At 71.4% G+C, this 23,696-nt stretch carries 20 protein-coding genes; 16 read left to right on the top strand and 4 right to left on the bottom strand.

Features of this window, described 5'->3' with window-relative positions; translation table 11 throughout:
* Window positions 1-41: 41 nt before the first annotated feature.
* From rsmD to SCMU_RS11905, 3 genes are all read left to right on the top strand, one after another.
* Window positions 42-662 (top strand): 16S rRNA (guanine(966)-N(2))-methyltransferase RsmD, encoded by a 621-nt coding sequence (gene rsmD / locus SCMU_RS11915; protein ID WP_229229363.1) that lies wholly within the window; start codon window positions 42-44, stop codon window positions 660-662.
* Window positions 659-1,150 carry a hypothetical protein gene (locus tag SCMU_RS11910; RefSeq protein WP_229229362.1) on the top strand — a complete coding sequence of 164 codons (492 nt, stop codon included), beginning with the start codon at window positions 659-661 and terminating at the stop codon, window positions 1,148-1,150. The genes rsmD and SCMU_RS11910 overlap by 4 nt, the downstream gene beginning before the upstream one ends.
* 83 nt (window positions 1,151-1,233) lie before the next feature.
* Window positions 1,234-1,458: a hypothetical protein gene (locus tag SCMU_RS11905; protein ID WP_229229361.1), complete on the top strand. Its 225-nt coding sequence runs from the start codon at window positions 1,234-1,236 to the stop codon at window positions 1,456-1,458.
* Between the two features lie 48 nt (window positions 1,459-1,506).
* Here SCMU_RS11905 and SCMU_RS11900 read toward each other — a convergent pair whose 3' ends face one another.
* On the bottom strand, window positions 1,507-2,298 hold the full coding sequence (locus SCMU_RS11900) for a spermidine synthase (protein WP_229229360.1): 792 nt from the start codon (window positions 2,296-2,298) through the stop codon (window positions 1,507-1,509).
* Window positions 2,295-3,506, bottom strand: a complete 1,212-nt coding sequence (locus tag SCMU_RS11895) for an aminotransferase class I/II-fold pyridoxal phosphate-dependent enzyme (RefSeq protein ID WP_443020135.1) — start codon at window positions 3,504-3,506, stop codon at window positions 2,295-2,297. Before SCMU_RS11895 ends, SCMU_RS11900 begins: the two co-directional genes overlap by 4 nt.
* 69 nt (window positions 3,507-3,575) lie before the next feature.
* Between SCMU_RS11895 and coaD the strand changes: the two genes are divergently transcribed.
* The 8 genes from coaD (at window position 3,576) to SCMU_RS11855 (ending at window position 15,180) form a co-directional block, all read left to right on the top strand.
* Window positions 3,576-4,058, top strand: a complete 483-nt coding sequence (gene coaD / locus SCMU_RS11890) for a pantetheine-phosphate adenylyltransferase (RefSeq protein WP_229229359.1) — start codon at window positions 3,576-3,578, stop codon at window positions 4,056-4,058.
* 171 nt (window positions 4,059-4,229) lie between these two features.
* Complete coding sequence (locus SCMU_RS11885; RefSeq protein WP_443020134.1) at window positions 4,230-4,760, top strand: YceD family protein; 531 nt, start codon at window positions 4,230-4,232, stop codon at window positions 4,758-4,760.
* Between the two features lie 30 nt (window positions 4,761-4,790).
* Window positions 4,791-4,994: a 50S ribosomal protein L32 gene (gene rpmF / locus SCMU_RS11880; RefSeq protein ID WP_066498296.1), complete on the top strand. Its 204-nt coding sequence runs from the start codon at window positions 4,791-4,793 to the stop codon at window positions 4,992-4,994.
* Between the two features lie 17 nt (window positions 4,995-5,011).
* A complete protein-coding gene (gene rnc / locus SCMU_RS11875; protein WP_229229357.1) occupies window positions 5,012-5,746 on the top strand; it encodes a ribonuclease III in 735 nt (244 codons plus the stop codon).
* A gap of 1 nt (window position 5,747) precedes the next feature.
* On the top strand, window positions 5,748-6,707 hold the full coding sequence (gene mutM, locus SCMU_RS11870) for a bifunctional DNA-formamidopyrimidine glycosylase/DNA-(apurinic or apyrimidinic site) lyase (protein WP_229229356.1): 960 nt from the start codon (window positions 5,748-5,750) through the stop codon (window positions 6,705-6,707).
* Between the two features lie 81 nt (window positions 6,708-6,788).
* Window positions 6,789-10,415 carry a chromosome segregation protein SMC gene (smc, locus tag SCMU_RS11865; RefSeq protein ID WP_229229355.1) on the top strand — a complete coding sequence of 1,209 codons (3,627 nt, stop codon included), beginning with the start codon at window positions 6,789-6,791 and terminating at the stop codon, window positions 10,413-10,415.
* 50 nt (window positions 10,416-10,465) lie between these two features.
* Window positions 10,466-11,686 carry a signal recognition particle-docking protein FtsY gene (ftsY, locus tag SCMU_RS11860; RefSeq protein WP_229229354.1) on the top strand — a complete coding sequence of 407 codons (1,221 nt, stop codon included), beginning with the start codon at window positions 10,466-10,468 and terminating at the stop codon, window positions 11,684-11,686.
* Between the two features lie 119 nt (window positions 11,687-11,805).
* Complete coding sequence (locus tag SCMU_RS11855) at window positions 11,806-15,180, top strand: fibronectin type III domain-containing protein (protein WP_229229353.1); 3,375 nt, start codon at window positions 11,806-11,808, stop codon at window positions 15,178-15,180.
* 33 nt (window positions 15,181-15,213) lie between these two features.
* Here SCMU_RS11855 and SCMU_RS11850 read toward each other — a convergent pair whose 3' ends face one another.
* Window positions 15,214-16,437, bottom strand: coding sequence for an MFS transporter (locus tag SCMU_RS11850; RefSeq protein WP_229229352.1), 1,224 nt, complete (start codon window positions 16,435-16,437; stop codon window positions 15,214-15,216).
* Window positions 16,438-16,598: 161 nt separating this feature from the next.
* On the opposite strand from SCMU_RS11850, the gene SCMU_RS11845 reads away from it, so the two are divergent.
* The 4 genes from SCMU_RS11845 (at window position 16,599) to SCMU_RS11830 (ending at window position 20,285) form a co-directional block, all read left to right on the top strand.
* Window positions 16,599-17,990, top strand: coding sequence for an ammonium transporter (locus tag SCMU_RS11845; RefSeq protein ID WP_229229351.1), 1,392 nt, complete (start codon window positions 16,599-16,601; stop codon window positions 17,988-17,990).
* Complete coding sequence (locus SCMU_RS11840) at window positions 17,987-18,325, top strand: P-II family nitrogen regulator (protein WP_229229350.1); 339 nt, start codon at window positions 17,987-17,989, stop codon at window positions 18,323-18,325. Before SCMU_RS11845 ends, SCMU_RS11840 begins: the two co-directional genes overlap by 4 nt.
* Window positions 18,326-18,525: 200 nt before the next feature.
* Window positions 18,526-19,950 (top strand): ammonium transporter, encoded by a 1,425-nt coding sequence (locus tag SCMU_RS11835; protein ID WP_229229349.1) that lies wholly within the window; start codon window positions 18,526-18,528, stop codon window positions 19,948-19,950.
* Entirely contained in the window at window positions 19,947-20,285 is a 339-nt protein-coding gene (locus SCMU_RS11830) for a P-II family nitrogen regulator (RefSeq protein WP_229229348.1), read from the top strand. The genes SCMU_RS11835 and SCMU_RS11830 overlap by 4 nt, the downstream gene beginning before the upstream one ends.
* Before the next feature lie 99 nt (window positions 20,286-20,384).
* Here SCMU_RS11830 and SCMU_RS11825 read toward each other — a convergent pair whose 3' ends face one another.
* The gene (locus SCMU_RS11825) at window positions 20,385-21,818 is read right to left on the bottom strand and encodes a glucose-6-phosphate dehydrogenase (RefSeq protein WP_443020312.1); all 1,434 of its coding nucleotides are present in this window, start codon (window positions 21,816-21,818) and stop codon (window positions 20,385-20,387) included.
* A 229-nt stretch (window positions 21,819-22,047) separates the two neighbouring features.
* Between SCMU_RS11825 and ffh the strand changes: the two genes are divergently transcribed.
* Complete coding sequence (gene ffh / locus SCMU_RS11820) at window positions 22,048-23,634, top strand: signal recognition particle protein (RefSeq protein ID WP_229229346.1); 1,587 nt, start codon at window positions 22,048-22,050, stop codon at window positions 23,632-23,634.
* The last annotated feature ends 62 nt before the right edge of the window (window positions 23,635-23,696 follow it).

Genomic DNA, 23,696 nt, shown 5'->3' with positions numbered 1-23,696 from the left:
ACCCTTCCGTTACCGACCGGCGCGACGGCTCGGGCGGTGCGATGAGCAGGATCATCGCCGGAATCTGCGGGGGGACCCCCCTCGTGTCCGTTCCCGGCTCGGGGACCCGCCCCACCACGGACCGTGTCAAGGAGGCGCTGTTCTCGCGCCTCGAGGCCCTGGGGATGATCTCCCGGGCCAGGGTCCTGGACCTCTACGCAGGCTCCGGCGCCCTGGGGGTCGAGGCCGTGAGCCGTGGTGCCTCCACGGCCGAGCTCGTGGAGTCGGACGCGAAGGCCGTGGGCATCTGCCAGCGCAACGCGCGCACCGTGAACGACGCCGTGGGCCGCCGTGCCGTCACCGTGCACCGCGGGAAGGTCGGCGCCTTCCTCGAGTCGACCATCGAGGGCCGCCACTGGGACCTCGTCTTCCTGGATCCGCCCTACCCCCTGGGCGAGGACCAGCTGGCCCGCGTCCTCGAGGCACTGGCCCCGCACCTTGCCGCGGACGCGCTCGTCGTCGTGGAGCGCTCGGCCCGCTCGCCGGAACCCGCGTGGCCGCGCCACCTCGTGCACTACGCGGACCGCAAGTACGGCGAGACGCACCTGTGGTTCGCCGAGCCCCGCCCGGAGCCCGACGTCGACGCTGAAGCGTCGGAGTCCACCGGTAGCGTTGCGCCATGATCTTCGACAGCGCCGCTCTGTTCGGCGGCACTGCCCTCACGCGCACGGCCTTGACGGGCACGACGGCGGTGCTGCCGCCGGCTGGTTTGCACCTGACGGCTCTGCCCCTGTCGGCTCTGCCCCCGACGGCGGGGGCCGCGGCCGTCGTTGAACCGCACTGGTGGGAGATCGTCTCTGCCCTCGCGCCCGTGGGGACGCTCGCCGCCGCCGTGGTCGCGGCGATCGTGGGGCTGAGCACGATCCGCCAGCGTTCGTACTCGGACCGGCGGGCCGAGTTCTGGCGCCGTACCGAGTGGGCCCTGGAGGCCTCGGTTTCCCCGGACCCGCAGCTCGCGGTCATGGGAACGATGGTGCTCGCGAGCCTCGCGAAGAGCGACCTCATCGCGAGCGACGAGGAGCTCGAGCTGCTCGACGCGGTGTGGGTCGAGCCGATCGCCGAGGCCGAGGATGCTGGGCTGGACGAGGAGCTCGGCGATGACGGCGCCTAGACGACCGCACTCAGAGGCGGACATGGACGGCCTCCGCGTGCTCGGGCGATACTGGAGGGGCAGATGTGAGTGAAGGAGACACGGTGAACAGGGACACCGAGGGCAGCACCGAGCTTCCCGACGAGGGCGCCGGCCACGAGGGTGCCGGACGGCAGGGCGAGGACCAGACGCGAGAGCGCCGGCCGGGCGCGTCGGACCGCCGCGTCCAGATCGCGGCCGCCAAGCTCCGTGTGGTCCTGGACGAGCGCCTCCACCGCCCCACCCCGGAGTGGGTCAAGCGCCTCGCGGAGCAGAAGCTCGCGAGCTGACCCCGATCGCCCGGACCGGCTGGCCGCGCATGGTCGCGTCGGCGAGCGTCAGCCCGCGAGGGGGTCCAGGTCTGTGCCTCGGGCCAGCCGCGTCGGGTACGGCCCGGCTGCGGCCAGGGCCGCGGTCCACGCCTCAGGCCAGGCCCCGGTCAGGCCGATTGCCACGATGTTCCCCGGGAACCTTGCGGTGAACATGTCCGGCTCGGCGAGTGCGGCCACCTCCGGGAAGACTCCGCGCATCGCGGCCAACTGGGACCGCACGAGGGTCAGCGGCGGATCGTCGCCGATGTTCACGATCAGCGCCCCGCGCTCGGACAGGAGCCCCGCTGCCTCCGCGTAGAAGTCCCGGTGGGCGATGTGGCCGGGTGCCTCGGGGCCGGAGAAGATGTCGAGCACCACGACGTCGAACGGCCCGCGGCCGGCAACGTCCGGGAGGGTCCAGCGGGCGTCCCCGAGGTGTACCAACAGGTCGGTGCCCGGGGCGAGGGGGAGCTGCTCGAGGACGAAGTCGGCGAGCTCTCGCTCGAGCTCGACTGCGGACTGCACGGATCCGGGCCGGGTCGCCTCGATGTACCGTGCGAGGGTGAGTGCCCCCGCCCCGAGGTGCAGGGCGCGGATGGGCTCGCCCGGAGGGGCGATGAGGTCCACGACGTTCGCGATGCGGCGCAGGTACGCGTAGAACACGTGCGACGGGTCGTTGAGGTCCACATGGGACTGCTCCGCGCCGCCGATCGCGAGCACGTAGGCGCCCCGGACGTGCTCGTCGGGTTCGACACTCGCGTGCGCCCCGATGCCCCGCAGGTAGCGGGAGGCCAGGGGCCGCCTGCCCGGACCGCTCACACGAGCTCCGACAGCCGCGAGAGGCGGGCGGCCGCCTCGGCCAGGAGCGGCTCCTTCTTGCAGAACGCGAACCGCAGCAGCGAGCGGGTGCGCCGCGCGCCGTCGTCGTGGCAGAACACCGACACCGGGATCGCGGCGACCCCGACGAGTTCGGGAAGCCGCCGCGCGAGGTCGAGTGCGTCGTCGAATCCGAGCGCAGCCGTGTCTGCGGTGATGAAGTAGGTGCCGTCCGGGAGGAACACGTCCAGACCGGCGGACTGCAGTCCCTCGGCGAGGATGTCCCGTTTGGCCCGCAGCGTGTGCGCGATGCCGTGGAAGAACTCGTCAGGGAAGCCCAGGCCGAGGGCCACGGCCTCCTGGAACGGCGTGCCGGAACTGTACGTGAGGAACTGCTTGATGGTGCGGACCCTCGCGACCAGTTCCTCGGGACCCGTGACCCACCCGACCTTCCAGCCGGTGAAGGAGAACGTCTTCCCCGCCGAGGAGATCGTGAGCGTCCGCTCGGCCGCGCCCGGGAGCGTCGCGACGGGGACGTGCGGTTCGCCGAAGACAAGGTGCTCGTAGACCTCGTCGGTGACGATCACGGCGTCGTGCGCTGCGGCGAGCTCGACGATCCTCGCCAGCACGTCCGTGCCGAACACGGCGCCGGTCGGATTGTGCGGGTTGTTCACGATGACGAGCCGCGTCCGTGCGCTGAATGCCGCAGCGAGCTCGTCGAGGTCCGGCTGGAACCGCGGCGCGTGCAGCGGGACCGTCACGTGCTCGGCGCCGGCGAGGCCGATCATGGCCCCGTATGAGTCGTAGAACGGCTCGAAGGTGAGCACCTCGTCCCCTGGGCCCGCGAGGGCCAGGACCGACGCGGCGATGCCCTCGGTCGCGCCCGTTGTGATGATGGCCTCGCGGTACGGATCGAGGCGGATCCCGTAGAAGCGCGCCTGGTGCGCGGCGACCGCCTCGCGCAGGCGGGGGATGCCCTGGCCCGGCGCGTACTGGTTTGCCCCGTGCAGGATGGCCGTGCGCGCGGCGTCGGCCATCTCCGCCGGCCCGTCCTCGTCGGGGAACCCTTGGCCGAGGTTGACCGCGCCGTGGCGCACGGCGAGGGAGGTCATCTCCTCGAAGATCGTCACGCCCAGTGTCCCGTCCGGGCCGAGGAGGTTGGCCCCCGCGGCTGTGCGCCGCCACGCGGAGTGCTGCTCTCGGGTACTCATCCGCCCATGCTAGCCGCGCCGGGCGTCATGGAGGGCCGACGGCCGGAGGGCATGCACTATCTTGGCGGTATGCGACGCGCAGTGTGCCCTGGCTCCTTCGATCCCATCCACAACGGGCATCTCGAGGTGATCGCGCGGGCTGCGAACCTCTTCGACGAGGTCATCGTCGCCGTCTCGACGAACTACGCCAAGAAGTACCGGTTCGGCCTCGAGGAGCGCCTCACGATGGCGCGGCGGACGCTCGGGGCGATCAGCGGGATCCTTGTCGAGCCGATGGGCGAGGGCCTCCTCGCGGAGTACTGCCGCGAGCGTGGGGCGAGCGCGATCGTCAAGGGCCTCCGCTCGTCGTCGGACTTCGACTACGAGCTGCCGATGGCGATCATGAACCGCCAGCTCACGGGCGTCGAGACCGTGTTCCTGCCGGCGGAGGCCCACTACGTGCACTTGTCCTCGACTCTGGTCAAGGAGGTCCACGACCTCGGTGGGGACGTCTCCGAGTACGTGCCGCGGTCCGTCCTGGTCCGCTTGGCCGAGACGCGCCCGGAGCGCTGAGGTCACCGGCCCCGCGGCGCTCAGGGCATAGAATAGACGGGCACAGCCAGCAGCACGCCGTCCGTCCGAGGCTGGGGCGCTCCATTTTGGGGCCTGCCGCCGCAGCGGCTAGGATGGTGTGTCGGTCTATGTTCTACAGGAGTTCTCATTAAGCGCGGAGCACGTTCGCCTTTGATGTTCGACGTCAAGGATCTCGGGCGCAGCCCCGGGACTATGCGGACCCTTGAGGAGCATGTACCCGCACCGGGAGAACTCGGTGTGGCGCTCATCGGTGTCAAGGAAGGATCCCCTGTGGATCTGGACTTGAAGTTCGAGTCAGTGCACGAGGGGATCTTGGTCTCGGGGACGGCGCACGTCACAGTGACGGGCGAGTGTGGCCGTTGCCTGGATCCCATCGAGTACGGACTCGATACCGAGGTGCAAGAGCTTTTCTTCTTCGAGGGCATGGGCTTCTCGAACGGAGAAGACGATGAAGAGCAACGTCGAGTCGAGCACGATTCCATCGATCTTGAGCCGGTGTTGCGGGACGCAGTGGTACCGCTGCTGCCGTTCCAGCCGGTGTGCCGGGAAGACTGCGAGGGCCTGTGCTCCGAATGCGGAGTGCGCCTCGCGGACGAGCCGGGGCACCACCATGAGGTCGTCGACCCCCGGTGGGCTGCCTTGGCAGATCTGGCAAAGCCAGACCGGCACGACGATGAGTAAGTGTTGGCATAAGAGAGAAATGAGTTAGCCGTGGCTGTTCCCAAGCGGAAGATGTCTCGCTCGAATACCCGCGCCCGTCGCTCGCAGTGGAAGGCCTCGGTTCCGACCCTGGTCAAGACCGTCGAGAACGGCCGCGTGACCTACAGCCTGCCGCACCAGGCCAAGGTCGTCACCGACTCCGCGGGTACCGAGCTCTTCCTTGAGTACAAGGGCCGCAAGGTCGCCGACGTCTGATTCGGCTGTCCTCGCGCATGATCGCTCATGACGAGCTCCTGAAGCGTCTCGGCGTCGACATCGACGCCGAGACGCTTCGTCTTGCCCTGACCCACCGCTCCTACGCGTACGAGAACGGCGGAATCCCGACCAACGAGCGCCTCGAGTTCCTCGGCGACTCGATTCTCGGGTTCTCCGTGACCGAGCTCCTCTACCGGGAGTACCCCGGCCTGAGCGAGGGCGACCTCGCCAAGCGGCGCGCCGCCGTCGTGAGCACGCGCGCCCTCGCATCGATCGCCCGCCGCCTCGGCGTGGGCGAGTTCATCTTCCTCGGCCAGGGCGAGAAGGTGACGGGCGGGAACAACAAGTCCTCGATCCTCGCGGACACGATGGAGGCGCTCATCGGCGCGACCTTCATCTCCAATGGCCTCGAGACGGCCCGGAATTTCGTTGTCGGGCTCGTCACGCCGCTCCTCGCGGACGCCGCCGTGCTCGGAGCCGGCACCGACTGGAAGACCCACATCCAGGAGCTGGCCGCGAACCGGCAGCTCGGCGCGATCCACTACGCCGTGGTGGGTGACGGGCCGGACCACGCCCGCGTCTACACGGCGACCCTCCTCATCGGCGGTACGCCGTACGGCACGGGCACCGGAAACTCCAAGAAGGAGGCCGAGCAGCAGTCCGCAGCGAACGCGTGGAAGGTGCTCGGCCCCTCCGCGGGCGGATCGACCGCGGGGACTGCCGCTGAGGCTGCGGCCGAACAGCCGGGCTGATATGCCCGAGCTCCCCGAAGTCGAGGTCGTCCGCCGCGGCCTCGCCGCCTGGGTGGCCGGACGGCGCATCGACGCCGCGGCCGTCCTCGACCCCCGGTCCGTGCGGCGGCACCTCCTCGGGCCCGAGGACTTCGTCGGCCAGCTGGAAGGCGCCCGCGTGCTCGACGCGGCCCGCCGCGGCAAATACCTCTGGATGCCGCTCGCCGGCCCCGACGACGATCCGGCGGATCCGGGCTTTGTCCCGCACACCGCACTCCTCGCGCATCTGGGCATGAGCGGCCAGCTCCTCGTCGAGGACGCCGACCAGCCCGCCGAGAAGCACCTCAAGGTCCGCCTCTCGCTCAGCGACGCGGACGGCATGCCTGGCGAGCTCCGCTTCGTGGACCAGCGCATCTTCGGAGGGCTCGCCGTCGTGCCCCTGATTCCGACGCACGACGGCGGCCCGGGCGGCCGCTCGGAGGCCCGCCTCCCGCTCGTCCCCGCGGAGGCGGCCCACATCGCACGCGACCCGCTCGACCCGCTGTTCGACGCCCCCGCGTTCCACGAGCGCCTGCGCTCGCGGCGGACGGGCATCAAGCGGGCGCTCCTGGATCAACGGCTCATCTCCGGGATCGGGAACATCTACGCCGACGAGGCCCTCTGGACCGCGAGGCTCCACTACGCGAGGCCCACGGACACGCTGCGCCGCCCCGAGACGGAGCGCCTCGTGGACGCCGTCCGCGATGTCATGGACAGGGCCCTCGCGGCCGGCGGCACGAGCTTCGATTCGCTGTATGTCAACGTCAATGGGGCGTCCGGCTACTTCGCGCGCTCGCTCGACGCGTACGGCCGCGCCGGTCTGCCCTGCCGGCGGTGCGCGGCCGAGGGCCGGGTGGGGGTCGTGGTCCGCGAGCAGTTCATGAACCGGTCCTCGTACCGGTGCACACGGTGCCAGCCGGTTCCGCGCAACGCCCGCTGGTAGCGCGAGTTCTGTCGGCGCCCGGTGGCACAATGCCACCATGCCGAGGGCACATACAGGACACGAGAGGAGGCCCGCGGACCCTTGCACCTTAAGACCCTGACGATCCGAGGCTTCAAGTCCTTCGCCTCGGCCACCACATTCGAGTTCGAGCCCGGCGTGACGGCCGTCGTCGGCCCCAACGGCTCGGGCAAGTCGAACGTCGTGGACGCGCTCGCGTGGGTCATGGGGGAGCAGGGCGCCAAGACGCTGCGTGGCGGCAAGATGGAGGACGTCATCTTTGCCGGTACCTCCGGGCGCCCCCCGCTGGGCCGCGCCCACGTCTCGCTGACGATCGACAACGCGGACGGCGCGCTCCCCATTGAGTACGCCGAGGTCACGATCTCTCGCACACTCTTCCGCGCAGGCGGCTCGGAGTACGCCATCAACGGCAGCCCCTGCCGACTCCTGGACATCCAGGAGCTCCTGTCCGACTCCGGCCTGGGCCGGGAGATGCACGTGATCGTGGGGCAGGGCCAGCTCGACCGGGTCCTGCATGCCACGCCGGAGGACCGCCGCGGCTTCATCGAGGAGGCCGCGGGCATCCTCAAGCACCGGCGCCGCAAGGAGCGCACCGTCCGCAAGCTCGAGGCGATGCAGGCAAACCTCTCCCGGCTCGGGGACCTCACCGCCGAGCTTCGCCGGCAGCTCGGCCCCCTCGGCCGGCAGGCGCAGGTGGCGCGCCGAGCCCAGACCATCCAGGCCGATGTCCGAGACGCCCGGGCTCGGCTCCTCGCCGACGACCTCGTGACGCTCCGCACCGCGATGGAGCAGGAAGAGGCGGACCTCAGCGCGCTGGACGCACGCCGGGCCGCCGTCCAGGGCGAGCTCGATGCCGGCCAGCGCGAGCAGGCCGAGGCGGAGCGTTCCGCAGCTGCCGCGACGCCCCTCGTGAACGCCTCCCGGGACACGTGGTATCGCCTCTCGCAAGGCAGGGAGCGGCTGCGGGCCCTCGCCTCGCTCGCCGAGGAGCGCCGCCGCCTCCTCGGCTCCTCCGAGCCGCCCTCGCGAGGCCGGGACCCGGAGGCGCTGCAACGCCAGGCCGACGAGCTGCGTCTCGAACTCGAGGCGGCCGCGGACGCTGTGGAGATGCGCGCCGAGGTCCTCGCCGAGGCCGAGGGGGCGCGCGTGACGGCCGAGGAGGCGGCCACGGCCGAGGACCGTCGGCACACAGCACTCCTCAGGGCGCAGGCGGACCGCAGGGAGGGCCTCGCGCGCCTGGGCGGGCAGGTCGCCGCGGTACGGAGCCGCGTCGAGGCCGCCGAGGGGGAGATCGGGCGCCTGCGCGAGAACCTCGCCGGCGCCGCCGAGCGGCAGCGCGCGGCCCGGAGCGACTACACGGCCCTCGAGAACCAGATCGCCGGCGTCGAGGCCGGCGAGGAGGACCTCGACACGGCCTATGAGGGGGCCGCCGCCGAGCTCGCCGAGGCGGAGGCAGAGCGCGAGGCGCTGCTCGAGCGCCGTCGCAGGGCTGCCGCCGCGAAGCAGGCGCACGAGGCCCGGATCGAGGCCCTGCAGACCGGCTTCAAGGACCGCGACGCGACCGGCACCGTCGCCGCGGGCGCACGGGGGGTGCTCGGCAGGGTGGCCGACCTCGTGCGGGTCGAGCCCGGTTTCGAGGCCGCGGCCGCCGCCGTGCTCGGCCCGTTCGCCGAGGGCCTCGCGATGGCGGGGGCCGAGGCGGCGCGGGAGGCGCTCGAGGCGCTCAGGCTGGACGACGCCGGCCAGGCAGCCCTCCTCCACCCCGTCTCGGGTACACAAGATCCACCACCTTCAGCGTCTCGGGTACACATAGATGCGCCCATCGACCGTTCCGGGTACGCGCTCCCCGAGGGCGCGCGCTGGCTCTCCGACGTGCTGGCCCCGGACCATCGCATCGCCGGCGCGGTCGCGCACCTGGTCCGGCAGGCCGCCGTCGTGCGTACGCTCGCCGAGGCGATCGCGCTGGCCGGCAAGCATCCCGAGCTCACCGTGGTGACGCACGACGGCGATCTGGTCACCGCGGCGGGGATGCGCGGCGGATCGTCGGGGGCACCCTCGACGATGGAGCTGCAGGGGCTGCTCGAGGCGGCCCGCGCGGCGCACGCCTCGGCCCAGGCCGAGTATGAGCGCTGCGGGTTCGCCCTCTCCGGCGCCCAAGAGCGCGAGCGGGAGGCCCGCGAGCGCGCTGACACCGCGCTGGCGGCCCTGAACGACTCAGACGCACGCTTCGCCGCCGTGGCCGAGAAGCTCGCCGCCCTCGGTACGCAGCTGCGTGGCGCCGCCGCGGAGGAGGAGCGCCAGAGGTCGGCGCTCGAGGCCGCCCGCACGCAGCTCGAGGCCGAGCAAGTGGCCCTCGAGGCGGCCGCCGAGCGACTCGAGCTCGCCGAGGAGGCCCCGGACGCCCAGGAACCGGATGCCCAGGACCGCGACCGCCTGCAGGCGGAAGCGGCCACCGCGCGTGCACGGGAGCTCGAGGCGCGGCTCGCGCTGCGCGCCGCCGAGGAGCAGCACCGGTCCCTGCAGGCGCGTGTCCAATCGCTCGAGCGGGCGGCGGAATCGGAGCGCCGCGCGGCCGAGGAGGCACGGCGGCGCGCGGAGCACCGGTCGCGCGAGGCAGCGCGTGCCGCCTCAGTCGCACAGGCAGCGCGGATCGGGCTGGCCCGCATGGACCGGGCGGTGGACGACGCGGCCAGCGCCCGGGACGAGGCCGAAGCCCTGCGGGCCGAGCTCGATGCGAAACTCGGGTCCCTCCGCGGCCGCAACGGCGAGCTTGCCCGGGAACTCGCGGGCCTCAATGACGCCGCCCACCGCGACGAGCTCGCACGGGCGGAGCAGCGCCTCAGGCTCGAGGCGCTGGCCGAGCGGGCCGTGGACGAGCTCGGGTTGGCCGCAGACGAGCTGATCCGTGGCTTCGGGCCGGACCGCCCCGTTCCCGTCCCCCTGGAGGAGGGTTCGGACAAGTGGGCCGCGCTCCGGGTCGAGGTGGACGACGACGGGCAGCCGCTCGAGGGCGGAGTGCCGTTTGTGCGCGCCGAGCAGGAGAAGCGCCTCAAGAAGGCCGAACGCGACCTCGCGGCGCTGGGAAAGGTCAACCCGCTCGCCCTCGAGGAGTTCGCCGCCCTCGAGGAGCGCCACCGCTTCCTCGCCACCCAGCTCGAGGACCTGCAGAAGAGCCGCAAGGACCTCCTGCAGATCATTGCCGAGGTCGACGAGCGCGTGCAGAAGGTCTTCGCGGAGGCGTTCGCGGACACCTCCGTCCAGTTCGAGCGGGTGTTCGGCCGGCTCTTCCCCGGCGGAGAGGGCCGGCTCGTGCTGACGGACCCGGACGACCTTCTCGGCACCGGCATCGAAGTCGAGGCCCGGCCCGCCGGAAAGAAGATCAAGAGGCTGTCCTTGCTCTCCGGCGGCGAGCGCTCGCTCACCGCCGTTGCGCTGCTCGTCGCGATCTTCAAGGCCAGGCCCTCGCCGTTCTACGTCATGGACGAGGTCGAGGCGGCCCTGGACGACACGAATCTGGGGCGGCTCATCACGATCTTCGAGGAGCTGCGCGAATCGAGCCAGCTCATCGTGATCACCCACCAGAAGCGGACCATGGAGGTCGCGGACGCCCTCTACGGGGTCTCGATGCGCGGCGACGGCGTCTCGACCGTGATCAGCCAGAAGCTCGACCGCGTCGACGTCGGGGCGTGAGCCAGCGCACGCCCCCCGAACGCCCGTCGGGGCTGTGAGAAGCTAGGACCGTGACAGACCTTTCCGCCCTGCTGCCCGTCATCATCATCGTTGCGGTCGCGATCCTGATCGTCGCCGGGATCGTCATCGGCCTCGTCAGCGGCCGCCGGAAGAAGATCAACTACCCCGGCCCGCGCGACGCCAACGACCGGGCCATCACCCCGGCCCAGCCCAGCGTCCTCGACGCCGACCACGCGCCGCCCGCCGGCGTGGGCACGCTGCCCGCCCCGGCGGAGCCCGAGGGCGAGGCTCCCGCAGAGGACGTCCTTGATGAGGCCGTCACCGAGCGCGTCCCCACCGAGACGCCGGCCCCGGTGGCGGGCCGCCTCCAGCGCCTGCGCGAGCGGCTCGTCAAGAGCAACAGCCTCTTCGGCAAGGGCCTGCTGGCCCTGCTCTCGGGCGACAAGATCGATGAGGACGTGTGGGACGAGGTCGAGGAGACCCTTCTGCTCGCGGACATCGGCACCGAGCCCAGCCTCGCGCTCGTGGACACGCTCCGCGATCGGGTCAAGGTCATGGGAACGCGCAGCCCCGAGGAGGTCAAGTCCATGCTGCGCGAGGAGCTCATCAAGCTCGTCGACCCGACCATGGACCGCTCCCTCAAGGTCTCCCGCGTGGACGGCAAGCCCGCCGTCGTGCTCGTGGTGGGCGTCAACGGCGTCGGCAAGACCACAACCGTCGGCAAGCTCGCGCGCGTTCTCGTGGCCGAGGACAAGGACGTGATCCTCGGTGCTGCCGACACCTTCCGCGCGGCCGCAGCCCAGCAGCTCGCCACGTGGGGCGCCCGCGTCGGCGTGCCCACCGTCAAGTCGGATGTCGACGGCGCGGACCCCGCCTCGGTCGCGTTCGAGGCCGTCAAGGCGGGCATCGAGCAGGAGGTCGACGTCGTCATGGTCGACACTGCCGGGCGGCTCCAGAACAAGGTCGGGCTCATGGACGAGCTCGGCAAGGTCAAGCGCGTCATCGAGAAGCAGGCGGAGGTGGACGAGGTCCTCCTCGTGCTCGATGCGACCACCGGCCAGAACGGGCTCACCCAGGCCAAGGTGTTCGGCGAGGTCGTCGACATCACCGGCATCGTCCTGACCAAGCTCGACGGCACCGCGAAGGGCGGCATCGTCGTGGCCATCCAGAAGCAGCTCGGCGTCCCCGTCAAGCTCGTGGGCCTCGGCGAGGGCCCGGACGACCTTGCCCCGTTCGACGCCGAGGGCTTCGTGGACGCGATCCTCGCGTAGCGCGACGCCGCGGCCGTCCGCGCGGCCTACACCGCGGAGCCTTGACACGCGCGGGGAGAGCGGAGCACGGTTTTCAGACGGGGCGCGTTCCCTTCCTGGTCTGAGCACGAGGAGGAGCGATGCTCCCCGCACGCCGTACTTCCGCCCTTGCCGCCGTGACCGTGGTCGCCACCGCGTTCTTCGGCCTCGTTGCCGTCCCGGCGCACGCCGCCTCGACCCCGCCCGCCTTCGTCCAGCAGGTTGCTGCACACAAAGGCGGAACGGCTTCCCTCGCCGTCGCACCGGCCTCGGCCGTGACCGCGGGGAACAGGCTCGTCGTTGAGGTGGGCATCTGGAACTCGTCGTCAGCGACGGCTGCGAGCGTCACCGACTCCGCGGGCAACGCCTACACCGAGCTGCTGCACTTCACCGCCTCGGAACACACCGAGCTGAGCGTGTGGACCGCACCGGTGACGGCCGGCGGCGGCACGAAGCCCACGGTCACGGTCAAGCCGACGTCCGCCGCCGACGTCGGCATCGCCGTGCTCGAGTACTCGGGACTGTCGTCCGCGGCGGGCGTCGCCGCGATGGACGTCCACGCACAGGCCGCGGGGACCACGTCTGCGGCCGGCACTGTCGCCTCGGGCCCCACGCCCGCCACGACCGCCGCCGGAGAGCTCGCGGTGGGGTTCTACGCCGATTCGGGCTTCGGCGACACCATCGGCGGCGGCCCCGGCTTCACGGTGCGGACCAACGTCTCGAAGACCTCCGACATGGAGCTCGCGGCCGAGGATGCGCCCGTCGCGTCCGGCGCAACGCCGAGCGCCGGATTCACGACGGGCGCGAACACGACGTGGCTTGCCGCTGCGGTCGTCTTCCGCCCGGCGAGCACGCCGAACGCAACCGTACCGGGGGCGCCCACCGGGGTCGCCGCGAGCCCGGGGAACGGCGGCGCGACCGTATCCTGGACCGCCCCCTCGGACGGCGGATCCCAGATCACCTCCTACACTGTGACCCCCTACTCGGGGGGCGCCGCGCAGAAGGCCACGACGGTCATCGGGACGCCTCCGGCCACTTCGGCCCAGATCACGGGGCTAGCGAACGGCACGTCCTACACGTTCACCGTCAGCGCCACGAACGCGATCGGCACCGGACCGACGTCGGCCGCCTCGAACGCGGTCACTCCGAGCACCACCGCCAACGGCCAGTGGGGCGCGCTCGCGACCTGGCCGGTCGTCGCAGTCCATTCCGTGGTGCTCGACTCGGGGAAGCTCCTCGTGTGGGACGGCTGGGAGACCCCCGAGCCGACGTCGGTCTACGACCCGGCTGCCAAGACGTTCACCACTGTGAACGCGCCGTCAAGCATCTTCTGCTCGGGCAACGCGAAGCTCCCCGACGGGCGCGTCATCGTCGCTGGCGGCTATGGCGCCACGACAACGGGCAACCTCGGCCTGACGGACACGAACGTGTTCGATCCCACGGACCAGACCTGGAGCCGGGCCGCGAGCATGAACTCGCCGCGGTGGTACCCGGACCTCGTCGAGCTCCCCGATGGGAGGTACGTGGCGATCAGCGGGAACTCCTCGAGCCCCTCGGCCTGGGCGGACACCCCCGAGGTCTACGACCCCGCAGCGAACACGTGGACCGCCCTGTCCAAGATCAGCACCTCGCAGATCCACGAGGAGGAGTACCCGTTCTCGTTCCTCGCCCCCAACGGCAAGGTCCTCACCATCGGACCATCTGAGGACGTGTCCTACTGGCTCGACGCCGCGGCGCAGACCTGGACCTCCGTCGGCCCGAGCGGACTGACGAACGGCTCGCCGGTCATGTACCGCCCCGGGAAGATCCTCTACAGCGGCGGCGCGCAGAGCGTGATCACGACGTCGCCCGCGGTCGCCGGGGCCGCGACGATCGACCTCACGGCCGGCGCGCCCACGTGGACCGCGATCGCGCCCATGAACTATGCGCGGGTCTACCACACGCTCGTGACGCTGGCCGATGGCCGGGTCCTCGCGGTCGGCGGAGAGCCCAGCTCAGACCAGACGCAGGTCACGAGCGGTGTGCTGCCCGCCGAGATCTGGGACCCCGCGACGGGAGCGTGGAGCGTCATCGGCTCGCTCGCCACGGCCCGCAACTACCACTCGAGTGCCGTGCTCCAGCCCGACGGGAGCGTCCTCGTGGCCGGGGGCGGGCACGAGGACTCGCTCAACAACCCGGGCCAGTACAGCGCGCAGGTGTACTCGCCCTCCTACCTGCTCGGCGGGGCGCGGCCCACGATCAGCCAGGCGCCCTCGGCGGCGTACTACGGCGCAACGTTCAGCGTGAGCACCCCGGACGCCGCATCGATCTCGGCGGTCAACCTCGTCTCCTTCGCCGCGGACACCCATCAGGCCGACATGGACCAGCACTTCGTTCCGCTGACGTTCAGCGCCGGCTCAGGGGCGCTGAGCATCCAGGCTCCGACGGGCGGATCCTACGCACCGCCCGGCGACTATATGCTGTTCATCCTCAACGCCAGCGGTGTCCCCTCCCTGGCGGCGACCGTCCACCTCGGGCCCCAGCCTTCAGCACCCGCCGCGCCGACCGGTGTCACGGCGACGGCCGGCAACACCTCGGCCATCGTCGGGTGGACCGCCCCGGCCAACGGCGGTGCTCCCATCACGTCCTACACTGTGACCCCGTGGACGGGAGGAACGGCGCTCGCACCGACCACGGTGACGGGAAGCCCAGCTCCCACCACGGCCACCGTGTCCGGCCTGGCCAACGGTACGCCGTACACGTTCACCGTCACCGCGGCCAACGTGGCCGGGACCTCGCCAGCATCGGCGCCGTCCAACAGCGTCACGCCGTCGACCGCGGTCATACCTGCGTTCATCCAGCAGGCCTCGGCACACGTGGCCAATGCCCCCTCCGCGACCGTTTCCCTCGGCAAGCCCGTCCGCTCCGGCGACAGGTTCGTCGTCGAGGTTGGCGTCTGGGGCCCCGGGTCGCCGACCGCGAGCGCCGTGACCGACTCCGCCGGGAACACCTACACGGAGCTGACTCACTTCGCCGCCTCGGAACACACCGAACTGAGCGTCTGGAGCGCCCCGGTCACGGCGGGCGGCGGTTCCCCGGTGAGCGTCAGCGCCACGACGACGGCGCCAGCGGACATCGGCATCGGTGCCCTCGAGTATGCGGGGCTCTCCACAGCCGCGGGCACCGGGTCGGTCGACGTCCAGGCGCATGCCACCGGCACGACCGCCGGCTCGGCCGCGACGGTCGCGTCCGGTGCGACGGCGCCGGTCTCCGGCGCGAACGAGCTCGCGGTGGGATTCTATGCAGACTCAGGGTTCGGGGACACGCTGGGGGCGGGAGCCGGCTACACCCAGCGGGTCAACGTCTCGCCCACCCCGGACATGGAGTTCGTCGTCGAAGACCAGCAGCCCGTCGCTGGGGCTGCGCCCAATGCGACGTTCAGCACCGGCGCCCGGACCACGTGGCTCTCCGCCGTGGTGGTCTTCCGGCACGGCTGAGCGGCCCGGGTCGGGTCCGTCCGGGGTGGGGGTTCAGGACAGGTCGCTCTCGCGGAGGGGGAGCTGCCCTCGGGGGCTGGGCACCGAGCGCCGGGCCCACAGGGGGACGGCCGCGAGGAGGCACCCGCCGGAGACGGCGAACGCCCATCCGTAGCCGATCCCGTCCGCGAGTGCACCGGCGACCAGCGGGCCGAGGATGCTGCCCACGTCCGAGGCCATCTGGAACACCGCGAGCGGGCGGCCGCCGCTGCGGTCCGACCCGATCGTGTCCGCCACCGTGGCCTGGAGGGACGGGCCGAGGAAGCCCGCGCCGAAGCCGGCCGCGATGGACAGCGCGAAGAACACCGGCTCCGAGCCGCTCACCCCGAGGAGGGCCGTGGGTACGGCCGTCCACATCAGCCCGATCACCGCCACGGGCCGCCGCCCCCAGCGGTCCGCGAGGCGCCCCGTGAACGTCAGGGCCGCGGCCGTCCCGACCGCGTACAGCGCGAGGGCGAGGCCAGCCGCCTGCGGACCCGCCCCGAGCGCCGCAGAGGCGAAGAGCGGCACGAGCGCCATGCGGATCCCGAACGCTGCCCACCCGTTGGCGAAGTTCGATCCGACCGCGGCGCGGTACTGTGCCGCGCGGAGCGCCTCCGCGAGCAGCAGCGGGGGGCGAGCGGCCGCCGTCGTGCGCGCGCCGGTCGCGCCGCCCCGGCCGAGCAGCGCCTGGACCACCGCGGCGGCAACGATGAGGGCGGCCGCGTAGACGAGGAAGGGGACCCGCAGCCCGAAGCCCGCCAGCAGCCCGCCGATCACCGGCCCGGCGATGCTCCCCATGAGGAACGACGCCGCGTACAGCCCGCTCACTCGGCCGCGCGCCTCGGGCGGGGCGAGGCGCACGATCAGGCCCGAGGCGGAGATCGTGAACATCGTGGAGCCGATGCCGCCCAGCCCGCGGACCGCGAGGAGGGTCCAGTAGTCGGGGGCGAAGGCGCAGGCCGCGCTCGAGGCGGCCACGAGCAGCAGCCCGGTGACGTAGACGGGACGCTCGCCCAGACGGTCCACGAGGGAGCCCGCGGCGGGGGCCAGCACGAGCCGGGACAGGGCGAACGCGCTGACGATCACCGAGGCGGCAGTCGCGCCCACGCCGAAGCTCGTCGCGAGCTGCGGCAGGACCGGGGCGACGAGACCGAACCCGACGGCGATGACGAACGCCGCGGCGACCAGCACCCAGATGTCGCGGGGCACGGGAACGCGCGGGGGAGTGCTGGGCATGGACCAACCCTAGCGAAACAGGCTCGAAACACACCCGTGACCCAGCATTAACGCGGGGGAGCGAGTTGTAACGGCGGCGCAATGTGGTCCGCGTCCCACTGAAACACCGCGGGAGGAATCTAGTTGCGAAAGGTCCCTCCACCGCTCGAAAGGCAGAAGCCATGACCCCCACCCTCAGCGCGGGAGACACCGCTTGGGTGCTCGCCTCGGCAGCGCTCGTGCTGCTCATGACACCCGGGCTTGCGTTCTTCTACGGCGGCATGACGCGCGCCAAGAGCGTCCTGAACATGATGATGATGAGCTTCGGCGCAATTGCCCTCGTGGGCGTGCTCTGGGTGCTCGTCGGCTATTCGATGTCCTTCGGTACCGACTGGTTCGGTGGCCTCCTCGGCAACCTCGACAAGTTCGCCCTCCACGGCACGCTCTCGACCGGCGATGACATGCCGCTGGCCGGCACGATCCCCGAGCTCGCGTTCGTGGGCTTCCAGGGCGTGTTCGCGATCATCACCGTGGCCCTCATCTCGGGCTCGATCGCGGACCGCGCGAAGTTCGGTGCCTGGATGGTCTTCGCGTTCTTCTTCTCGATCCTCGTCTACTTCCCTGTGGCCCACTGGGTGTTCGACGCGAACAAGGACGCCAACGGCAACTTCATCGGCGGCTGGCTGAACGGCCTCGGCGTCATCGACTTCGCCGGCGGCACCGCGGTCCACATCAACGCCGGCGCGGCCGGCCTGGCCCTCGCCCTCGTCCTGGGCAAGCGCCGCGGCTTCGGCAAGGACCCCAGCCACCGTCCCCACAACCTCCCGTTCGTGATGCTCGGCGCGGGCCTGCTGTGGTTCGGCTGGTTCGGCTTCAACGCCGGTTCCGCCCTCGGCGCCAACGGCGTCGCGGCCTTCGCCTGGATCAACACCCTCGTCGCCCCCTGCGCCGCGGTGCTCGGATGGCTCATCGTGGAGAAGCTGCGCGACGGCCACGCGACGTCCCTCGGCGCGGCCTCCGGTGCCGTTGCCGGCCTCGTGGCCATCACCCCCGCGTGTGCGGCGATCTCCCCGCTGTGGGCCATCATCCTCGGCCTCCTCGCCGGTGCGGTCTGCGCCCTCGCCGTGGGCCTGAAGTACCGCTTCGGGTACGACGACTCGCTCGACGTGGTCGGCGTCCACCTCGTCGGCGGCATCGTCGGAACGCTCTTCATCGGCCTCGCGGCGGGCCCCGGCGCGCCGTCCAAGGGCCAGGGCCTGTTCTACGGCGGCGGCTTCGAGCTCCTCGGCAAGCAGGCGCTCGGCGCGGGCTCGGTGCTCGTCTACTCCTTCGTCATCTCCCTGGTGATCGGCTGGATCATCTCCAAGACCATGGGCTTCCGGGTCTCGACCGAGGCCGAGGAGGCCGGCGTCGACATCGCGCTCCATGCGGAGACCGCCTACTCGACCACGTCGGGCGGGTCGGGCTTCCACCCGCTGGGCGCCAAGGCCGAGGCCGAGGTCGCGGCATTCAACGCGGACGACCTCCTCACGGCACCGCTGGCGAAGAACACCGAGAAGAAGGTCAAGGCATGAAGCTCATCACCGCGATCGTCCGTCCCGAGAAGCTCGACTCCATCCGCGAGGGCCTCGAGGCCTACGGTGTCCAGGGCCTCACGGTGAGCGCCGCGAGCGGATACGGCCGCCAGCGCGGGTACACCGAGGTCTACCGAGGCGCCGAGTACAGCGTGGACCTGCTGCCGAAGCTGCGGGTCGAGGTCCTCTCCACCGACGAGCAGGCCGACGACATCCTCGATGTCCTCATCACCACCTCCAACACCGGCCGCGCCGGGGACGGCAAGGTCTGGACCGTCGAGGTCCACGAGGCCATCCGGGTCAGGACGGGGGAACGCGGGGCCGCGGCGGTGTAGCACCCCGCACACACCCTTCGCGGACGACGGCGGGCGCGCACCCGCCGTCGTCCGCGAAACACGCCGTTAACATGCGTGTGACGCGCCTTTAACCCCCGGGGGATCCTGTAACCGGAGGGCAACATTCGCGGAGCGGGACCGAAACACCGGCACGGGATTCTGGAGGGGAACCGCGACACCTCCCCCGAAAGGCCTCACTCATGAACGCTGGCGACACCGCCTGGGTCCTCGTCTCGGCCGCGCTCGTCCTCCTCATGTCACCGGGCCTCGCGATCTTCTACGGGGGCATGACCCGTGTGAAGTCGATGCTGAACATGATGATGATGAGCTTCGGGGCCCTCGCGCTCGTCGGCGTCCTGTGGGTGCTGTTCGGCTACTCGATCGCCTTCGGCACGGATGCCGGCGACGGCCTGTTCGGGAATCCGTTCGAGGACTTCGGCCTCCACAACCTGCTCGCCACCGGCGCGGACATGCCGCTCGTGGGCACCATTCCCGAGATCGTGTTCGTGGGCTTCCAGGGCGTCTTCGCGACGGTGACCGTGGCCCTCGTCTCCGGGGCGATCGCGGACCGCGCCAAGTTCGGCTCGTGGATGGTCTTCGCCGGGGCGTTCGCGGTGCTCGTCTACTTCCCCGTGGCCCACTGGGTCTTCGACTCCAAGAAGGATTCGCACGGGACGTTCATCGGCGGGTGGCTCAACCACCTCGGCCTCATCGACTTCGCCGGCGGCACCGCCGTCGAGGTCCTCGCAGGAGCGGCTGGCCTGGCCCTCGCGCTGGTCCTCGGCAAGCGGGTCGGGTTCGGCAAGGACCCGGACCACCGCCCGCACAACCTTCCGCTCGTCATGCTCGGCGCGGGCCTGCTCTGGTTCGGCTGGTTCGGCTTCAACGCGGGCTCGGCGCTCGGAGCCAACGGCGAGGCGGGCTTCGCGTGGATCAACACGCTCGTGGCGCCGTGCGCCGCGATCCTCGCCTGGCTCGTGGTCGAGAAGGTCCGCGACGGGCACGCCACCTCGTTCGGCGCGGCGTCCGGCGCGGTCGCGGGGCTCGTGGCCATCACGCCGTCCTGCGCGTCGATCGACCCCGTGTGGGCAATCGTCCTCGGACTTGTCGCCGGCGCGGTCTGCGCCCTCGCGGTGGGCCTGAAGTACCGGTTCGGCTACGACGACTCTCTCGACGTCGTCGGCGTCCACCTCGTCGGCGGGATTGTCGGCACCCTGTTCATCGGTCTCGCCGCCGATCCGGCGGCGCCGGTGCCCGGGCGCGGCCTCTTCTACGGCGGCGGGTTCGGGCTCCTGGGCACGCAGGCGCTCGGAACCGGAGCGGTGCTCGGCTACTCGTTCGCGGTGGCGCTCGGGCTCGGACTCGCGATCAAGGCCGTCATGGGCTTCCGGGTCGCCCAGGACGTCGAGGAGACGGGCGTGGACCTCGTGATCCACGCCGAGACGGCCTACGCGGCCCATGTCGGCTCGTCGTCCACGGGCGCCGGCTTCCACCCGCTCGGCGTCAAGCACACGGTCGAGGCGCTCCTCGAGCAGCACCTCGACCGGCTCGGACAGCGCGCCCACGCGGAGCACGCCGGGGAGGTGCGGGCCAGCGCCGTTCCGGCGGGTAGTGTGAGCGGGTGAAGCTCATCACCGCGATCGTCCGCCCCGAGCGGCTCGACGACATCCGTGAACGACTCGAGGCCGAAGGGGTCCAGGGCCTGACCGTGAGCGCCGCGAGCGGCTATGGGCGCCAGCGAGGCTACGTCCAGGTCTACCGGGGCGCCGAGTACAGCGTCGACCTCATCCCCAAGATCCGCGTCGAGGTCCTCACCACCGACGAGCAGGCGGAGGAGATCCTCGAGTCCATCGTCATCGCCGCCTCCACGGGCGCCCAGGGCGACGGGAAGGTCTGGGTCGTGGACGTGCACGACGCCGTTCGCGTGCGCACCGGCGAGCGCGGGGCCGCCGCGATCTGAGGCGCCGACCCAGCGCGAAGGAGGCGGGCGACGGCGGGTGCGCGCCCGCCGTCGCCCGCCTCCTCGTCGCGGTGCTCGCGACCATGCCAAGGAGGGACCTCAGGCGTCGCCTGCCGAGCTGGGGCCCTCCATGCGGCCGTCGGTGCCGTCCTCGCCCTTCGCCGACGTCGGCCAATCCGCCGGTCCGGGCGTGCCGGCGGCGTAGGTCTCCATCGGTACCTCGTCTGCGGCCCACGCGTCCAGGACCGGCTCGAGGATGCGCCAGCAGCTCTCGGCCGTGTCGCCGCGCACGGAGAGCAGCGGGTCGCCGTTGAGCACGCCGTCGAGCACCTCGCCGTAGGGCAGGAGATCGGTCTCGGCCAGGTCGGCGTCGAGTGTGACGCGGTTGAGGCTGAGCACGTCGCCGGGGCCGTTGACGTCGACGTCGAGCTGGAGCACGTCCGGGCCGAACCCGATCCGGAGGCGGTTGGGCTCGTCCACGCCGTGGAAGCCCGTCGGCAGGTGCGGGACGGGCTTGAAGGTGACGACCGCCTCCTTGCGCTTCGTGCCCAGGGCCTTGCCCGAGCGGAGGATGAACGGCACGCCTGCCCAGCGCCAGCTCTCGAGCGTCACGGTGACCTCGGCGAGCGTCTCCGTGTTGCGGGACGCGTCGACGCCCGGCTCGGCCGTGTAGTCCGGCACGTCCCGTCCGGCGATGCTGCCGGCGGTGTAGCGGGCGCGCCGTGTGGACGAGGTGAATGGCTCCTCGATGCGGGCCGAGCGCAGCACGGTGCTGATGCGGTCTCGGAGGTCGCGCTCGTCCAGGTGAGCCGGGGCGTCCATCGCCAGGATGGCCAGGACCTCCAGGAGGTGGCTCTGGATCATGTCCCGCAGGGCGCCGGCCCTGTCGTAGTAGCCCGCGCGGCCCTCGAGGGCGAGGTCCTCGTCGAAGACGACCTCCACCTTCTCGATGTGGTCTCGGTTCCAGACGGGCTCGAGGAAGTTGTTCGCGAAGCGCAGGCCCAGGATGTTCAGGACCGTTCCCTTGCCCAGGAAGTGGTCCACCCGGTGGATCCGGCCCTCGGGGACGAGCCGGCGCAGCGTGTCGTTGAGCTGTGCTGCCGAGGCCTCGGAGGAACCGAACGGCTTCTCGAGGACCAGCCGGGTGCCGTCCGGGAGGTCCGAGGCCTTCAGGAGGCCGCACGCCTTCTGGGTGATCGCCGGCGGCAGGGCGAAGTAGACGGCGACGGGGGCCGGCAGCTTTGCGAGCGCCCCTCCGAGGGCGCCGGGCGCGGTGACATCCAGCTGCTCGTAGGTCGACTCCCGGCGGACGCGTTCGAGCTCTTCGCGGCCTGCGTCCGTGGCGTCCTTGAGGGCGTCCTCGGTGGCGTCGTGGACGCGCTCGCTCCACTGCTGTGGGGTCCATGCGTCCGCGCCCGCGCCCACGACCGTGAGGCCGGCGTGCCTTCCCGTGGCCAGCAGGCGTGCGAGGCCCGGGAAGAGAAGGCGCCCCGTCAGGTCGCCCGAGGCGCCGAGAATCAGGAGGCTGCGCACCGCGGGGGAGGAACCCTGGTCCGTGGCCGCGGCGGTCTGCGCTGCGTCTGGGGTGCTCTGTGCTGTATCCGATGTGTGCGTCGTCACGGGCCCCAGCATGCCACCCCCGGCTGGTTGGTAACCTTAAGGATGGCCGGAACCCGCCCCTCGGCGGGTCGGCCGCCGTCTGTCGGCCACCATGGCCCGGCAGACGGGCTCACCGAACCTCGACTGAAAGCGACTGGGGCACGTGTTCAACTCCCTCTCGGACCGTCTGACTGCGACGTTCAAGAATCTCCGCGGCAAGGGCCGCCTGAGCGAGGCGGATGTCGACGCCACCGTCCGCGAGATCCGTCGCGCCCTCCTCGACGCCGACGTGGCGGTGCCCGTGGTCCGCGACTTCGCGGGCCGCATCCGCGAACGCGCGCTCGGCGCCGAGGTCTCGGGGGCCCTGAACCCGAGCCAGCAGGTCGTCAAGATCGTCAACGAGGAGCTCCAGGCGATCCTCGGCGGCGAGACCCGCCGCCTCCGGCTCGCGAAGAACCCGCCCACCGTCATCATGCTCGCGGGCCTCCAGGGCGCAGGCAAGACGACCCTCGCGGGCAAGCTGGCCAAGTGGCTGAAGGGGCAGGGCCACTCGCCGATCCTCGTCGCAGCCGACCTCCAGCGGCCCAACGCCGTCACGCAGCTCCAGGTGGTCGGCCAGCGCGCCGGCGTCGCCGTCTATGCCCCCCACCCCGGAGTGCAGTCCGAGTTTGAGGCGCCCACGGGCAATCCCGTCGCCGTCGCGCGGGACGGCGTGGCCGAGGCACGGGCGAAGCTCCACGACGTCGTCATTGTCGACACGGCCGGGCGCCTCGGCGTCGATGCCGAGATGATGCAGCAGGCGGCGGACATCCGTGCCGCCGTGAACCCGGACGAGGTCCTGTTCGTCATCGACGCGATGATCGGCCAGGACGCCGTCAACACGGCCAAGGCCTTCGAGGAGGGCGTTGACTTCACCGGTGTCGTGCTCTCGAAGCTCGACGGCGACGCGCGCGGCGGCGCGGCCCTCTCCGTCGCGTCGGTGACCGGCCGCCCGGTCATGTTCGCCTCCACGGGCGAGGGCCTCGACGACTTCGAGCTGTTCCACCCGGACCGCATGGCCTCGCGCATTCTCGACATGGGCGACGTCCTGACGCTCATCGAGCAGGCGGAGAAGAACTGGGACAAGGACGAAGCCGCCCGGATGGCGAAGAAGTTCGTCGACCAGGAGGACTTCACGCTCGAGGACTTCCTCGCCCAGATGCAGCAGATCCGCAAGATGGGCTCGATGAAGAAGATGCTCATGATGATGCCGGGGGCCCAGAACTTCCGGCAGCAGCTCGAGCAGTTCGACGAGCGCGAGATCGACCGCGTCGAGGCGATCGTCCGCTCCATGACCCCGCACGAGCGTGTGGCCCCCAAGATCATCAACGGCTCCCGCCGCGCCCGCATCGCGAAGGGCTCCGGCGTGCACGTGTCCGAGGTCAACGGCCTCCTCGAGCGGTTCGGGCAGGCGCAGAAGATGATGCGCAAGATGGCCCAGGGTGGCGGCATCCCCGGGATGCCGGGCATGCCCGGGCCCGGAGGCTTCGGCGGGGCGAAGAAGGGCCCGGCCAAGGGCAAGAAGAAGGCGAAGTCGGGGAACCCGGCCAAGGCCGCGCAGCAGCTCCGCGAGGCCGAGGCCCGTCGGGCCGCCGGCGCCTCCAAGGCCCTCGACGCCCAGGGCTCCTCGTTCGGCGGTGCCCAGAACCAGGACTTCGACCCGTCCTCGCTCAACCTCCCCAAGGGCTTCGAGAAGTACCTCGGGAAGTAGCCACTGCACGCGCGACGCCGAGGGGGCGCCTCCCGCTGGGAGGCGCCCCCTCGTCGCGCCGG

This window comes from Sinomonas cyclohexanicum (assembly GCF_020886775.1).
GTDB lineage: Bacteria > Actinomycetota > Actinomycetes > Actinomycetales > Micrococcaceae > Sinomonas > Sinomonas cyclohexanicum.
This window is presented reverse-complemented; position numbering and strand designations above follow the sequence as displayed.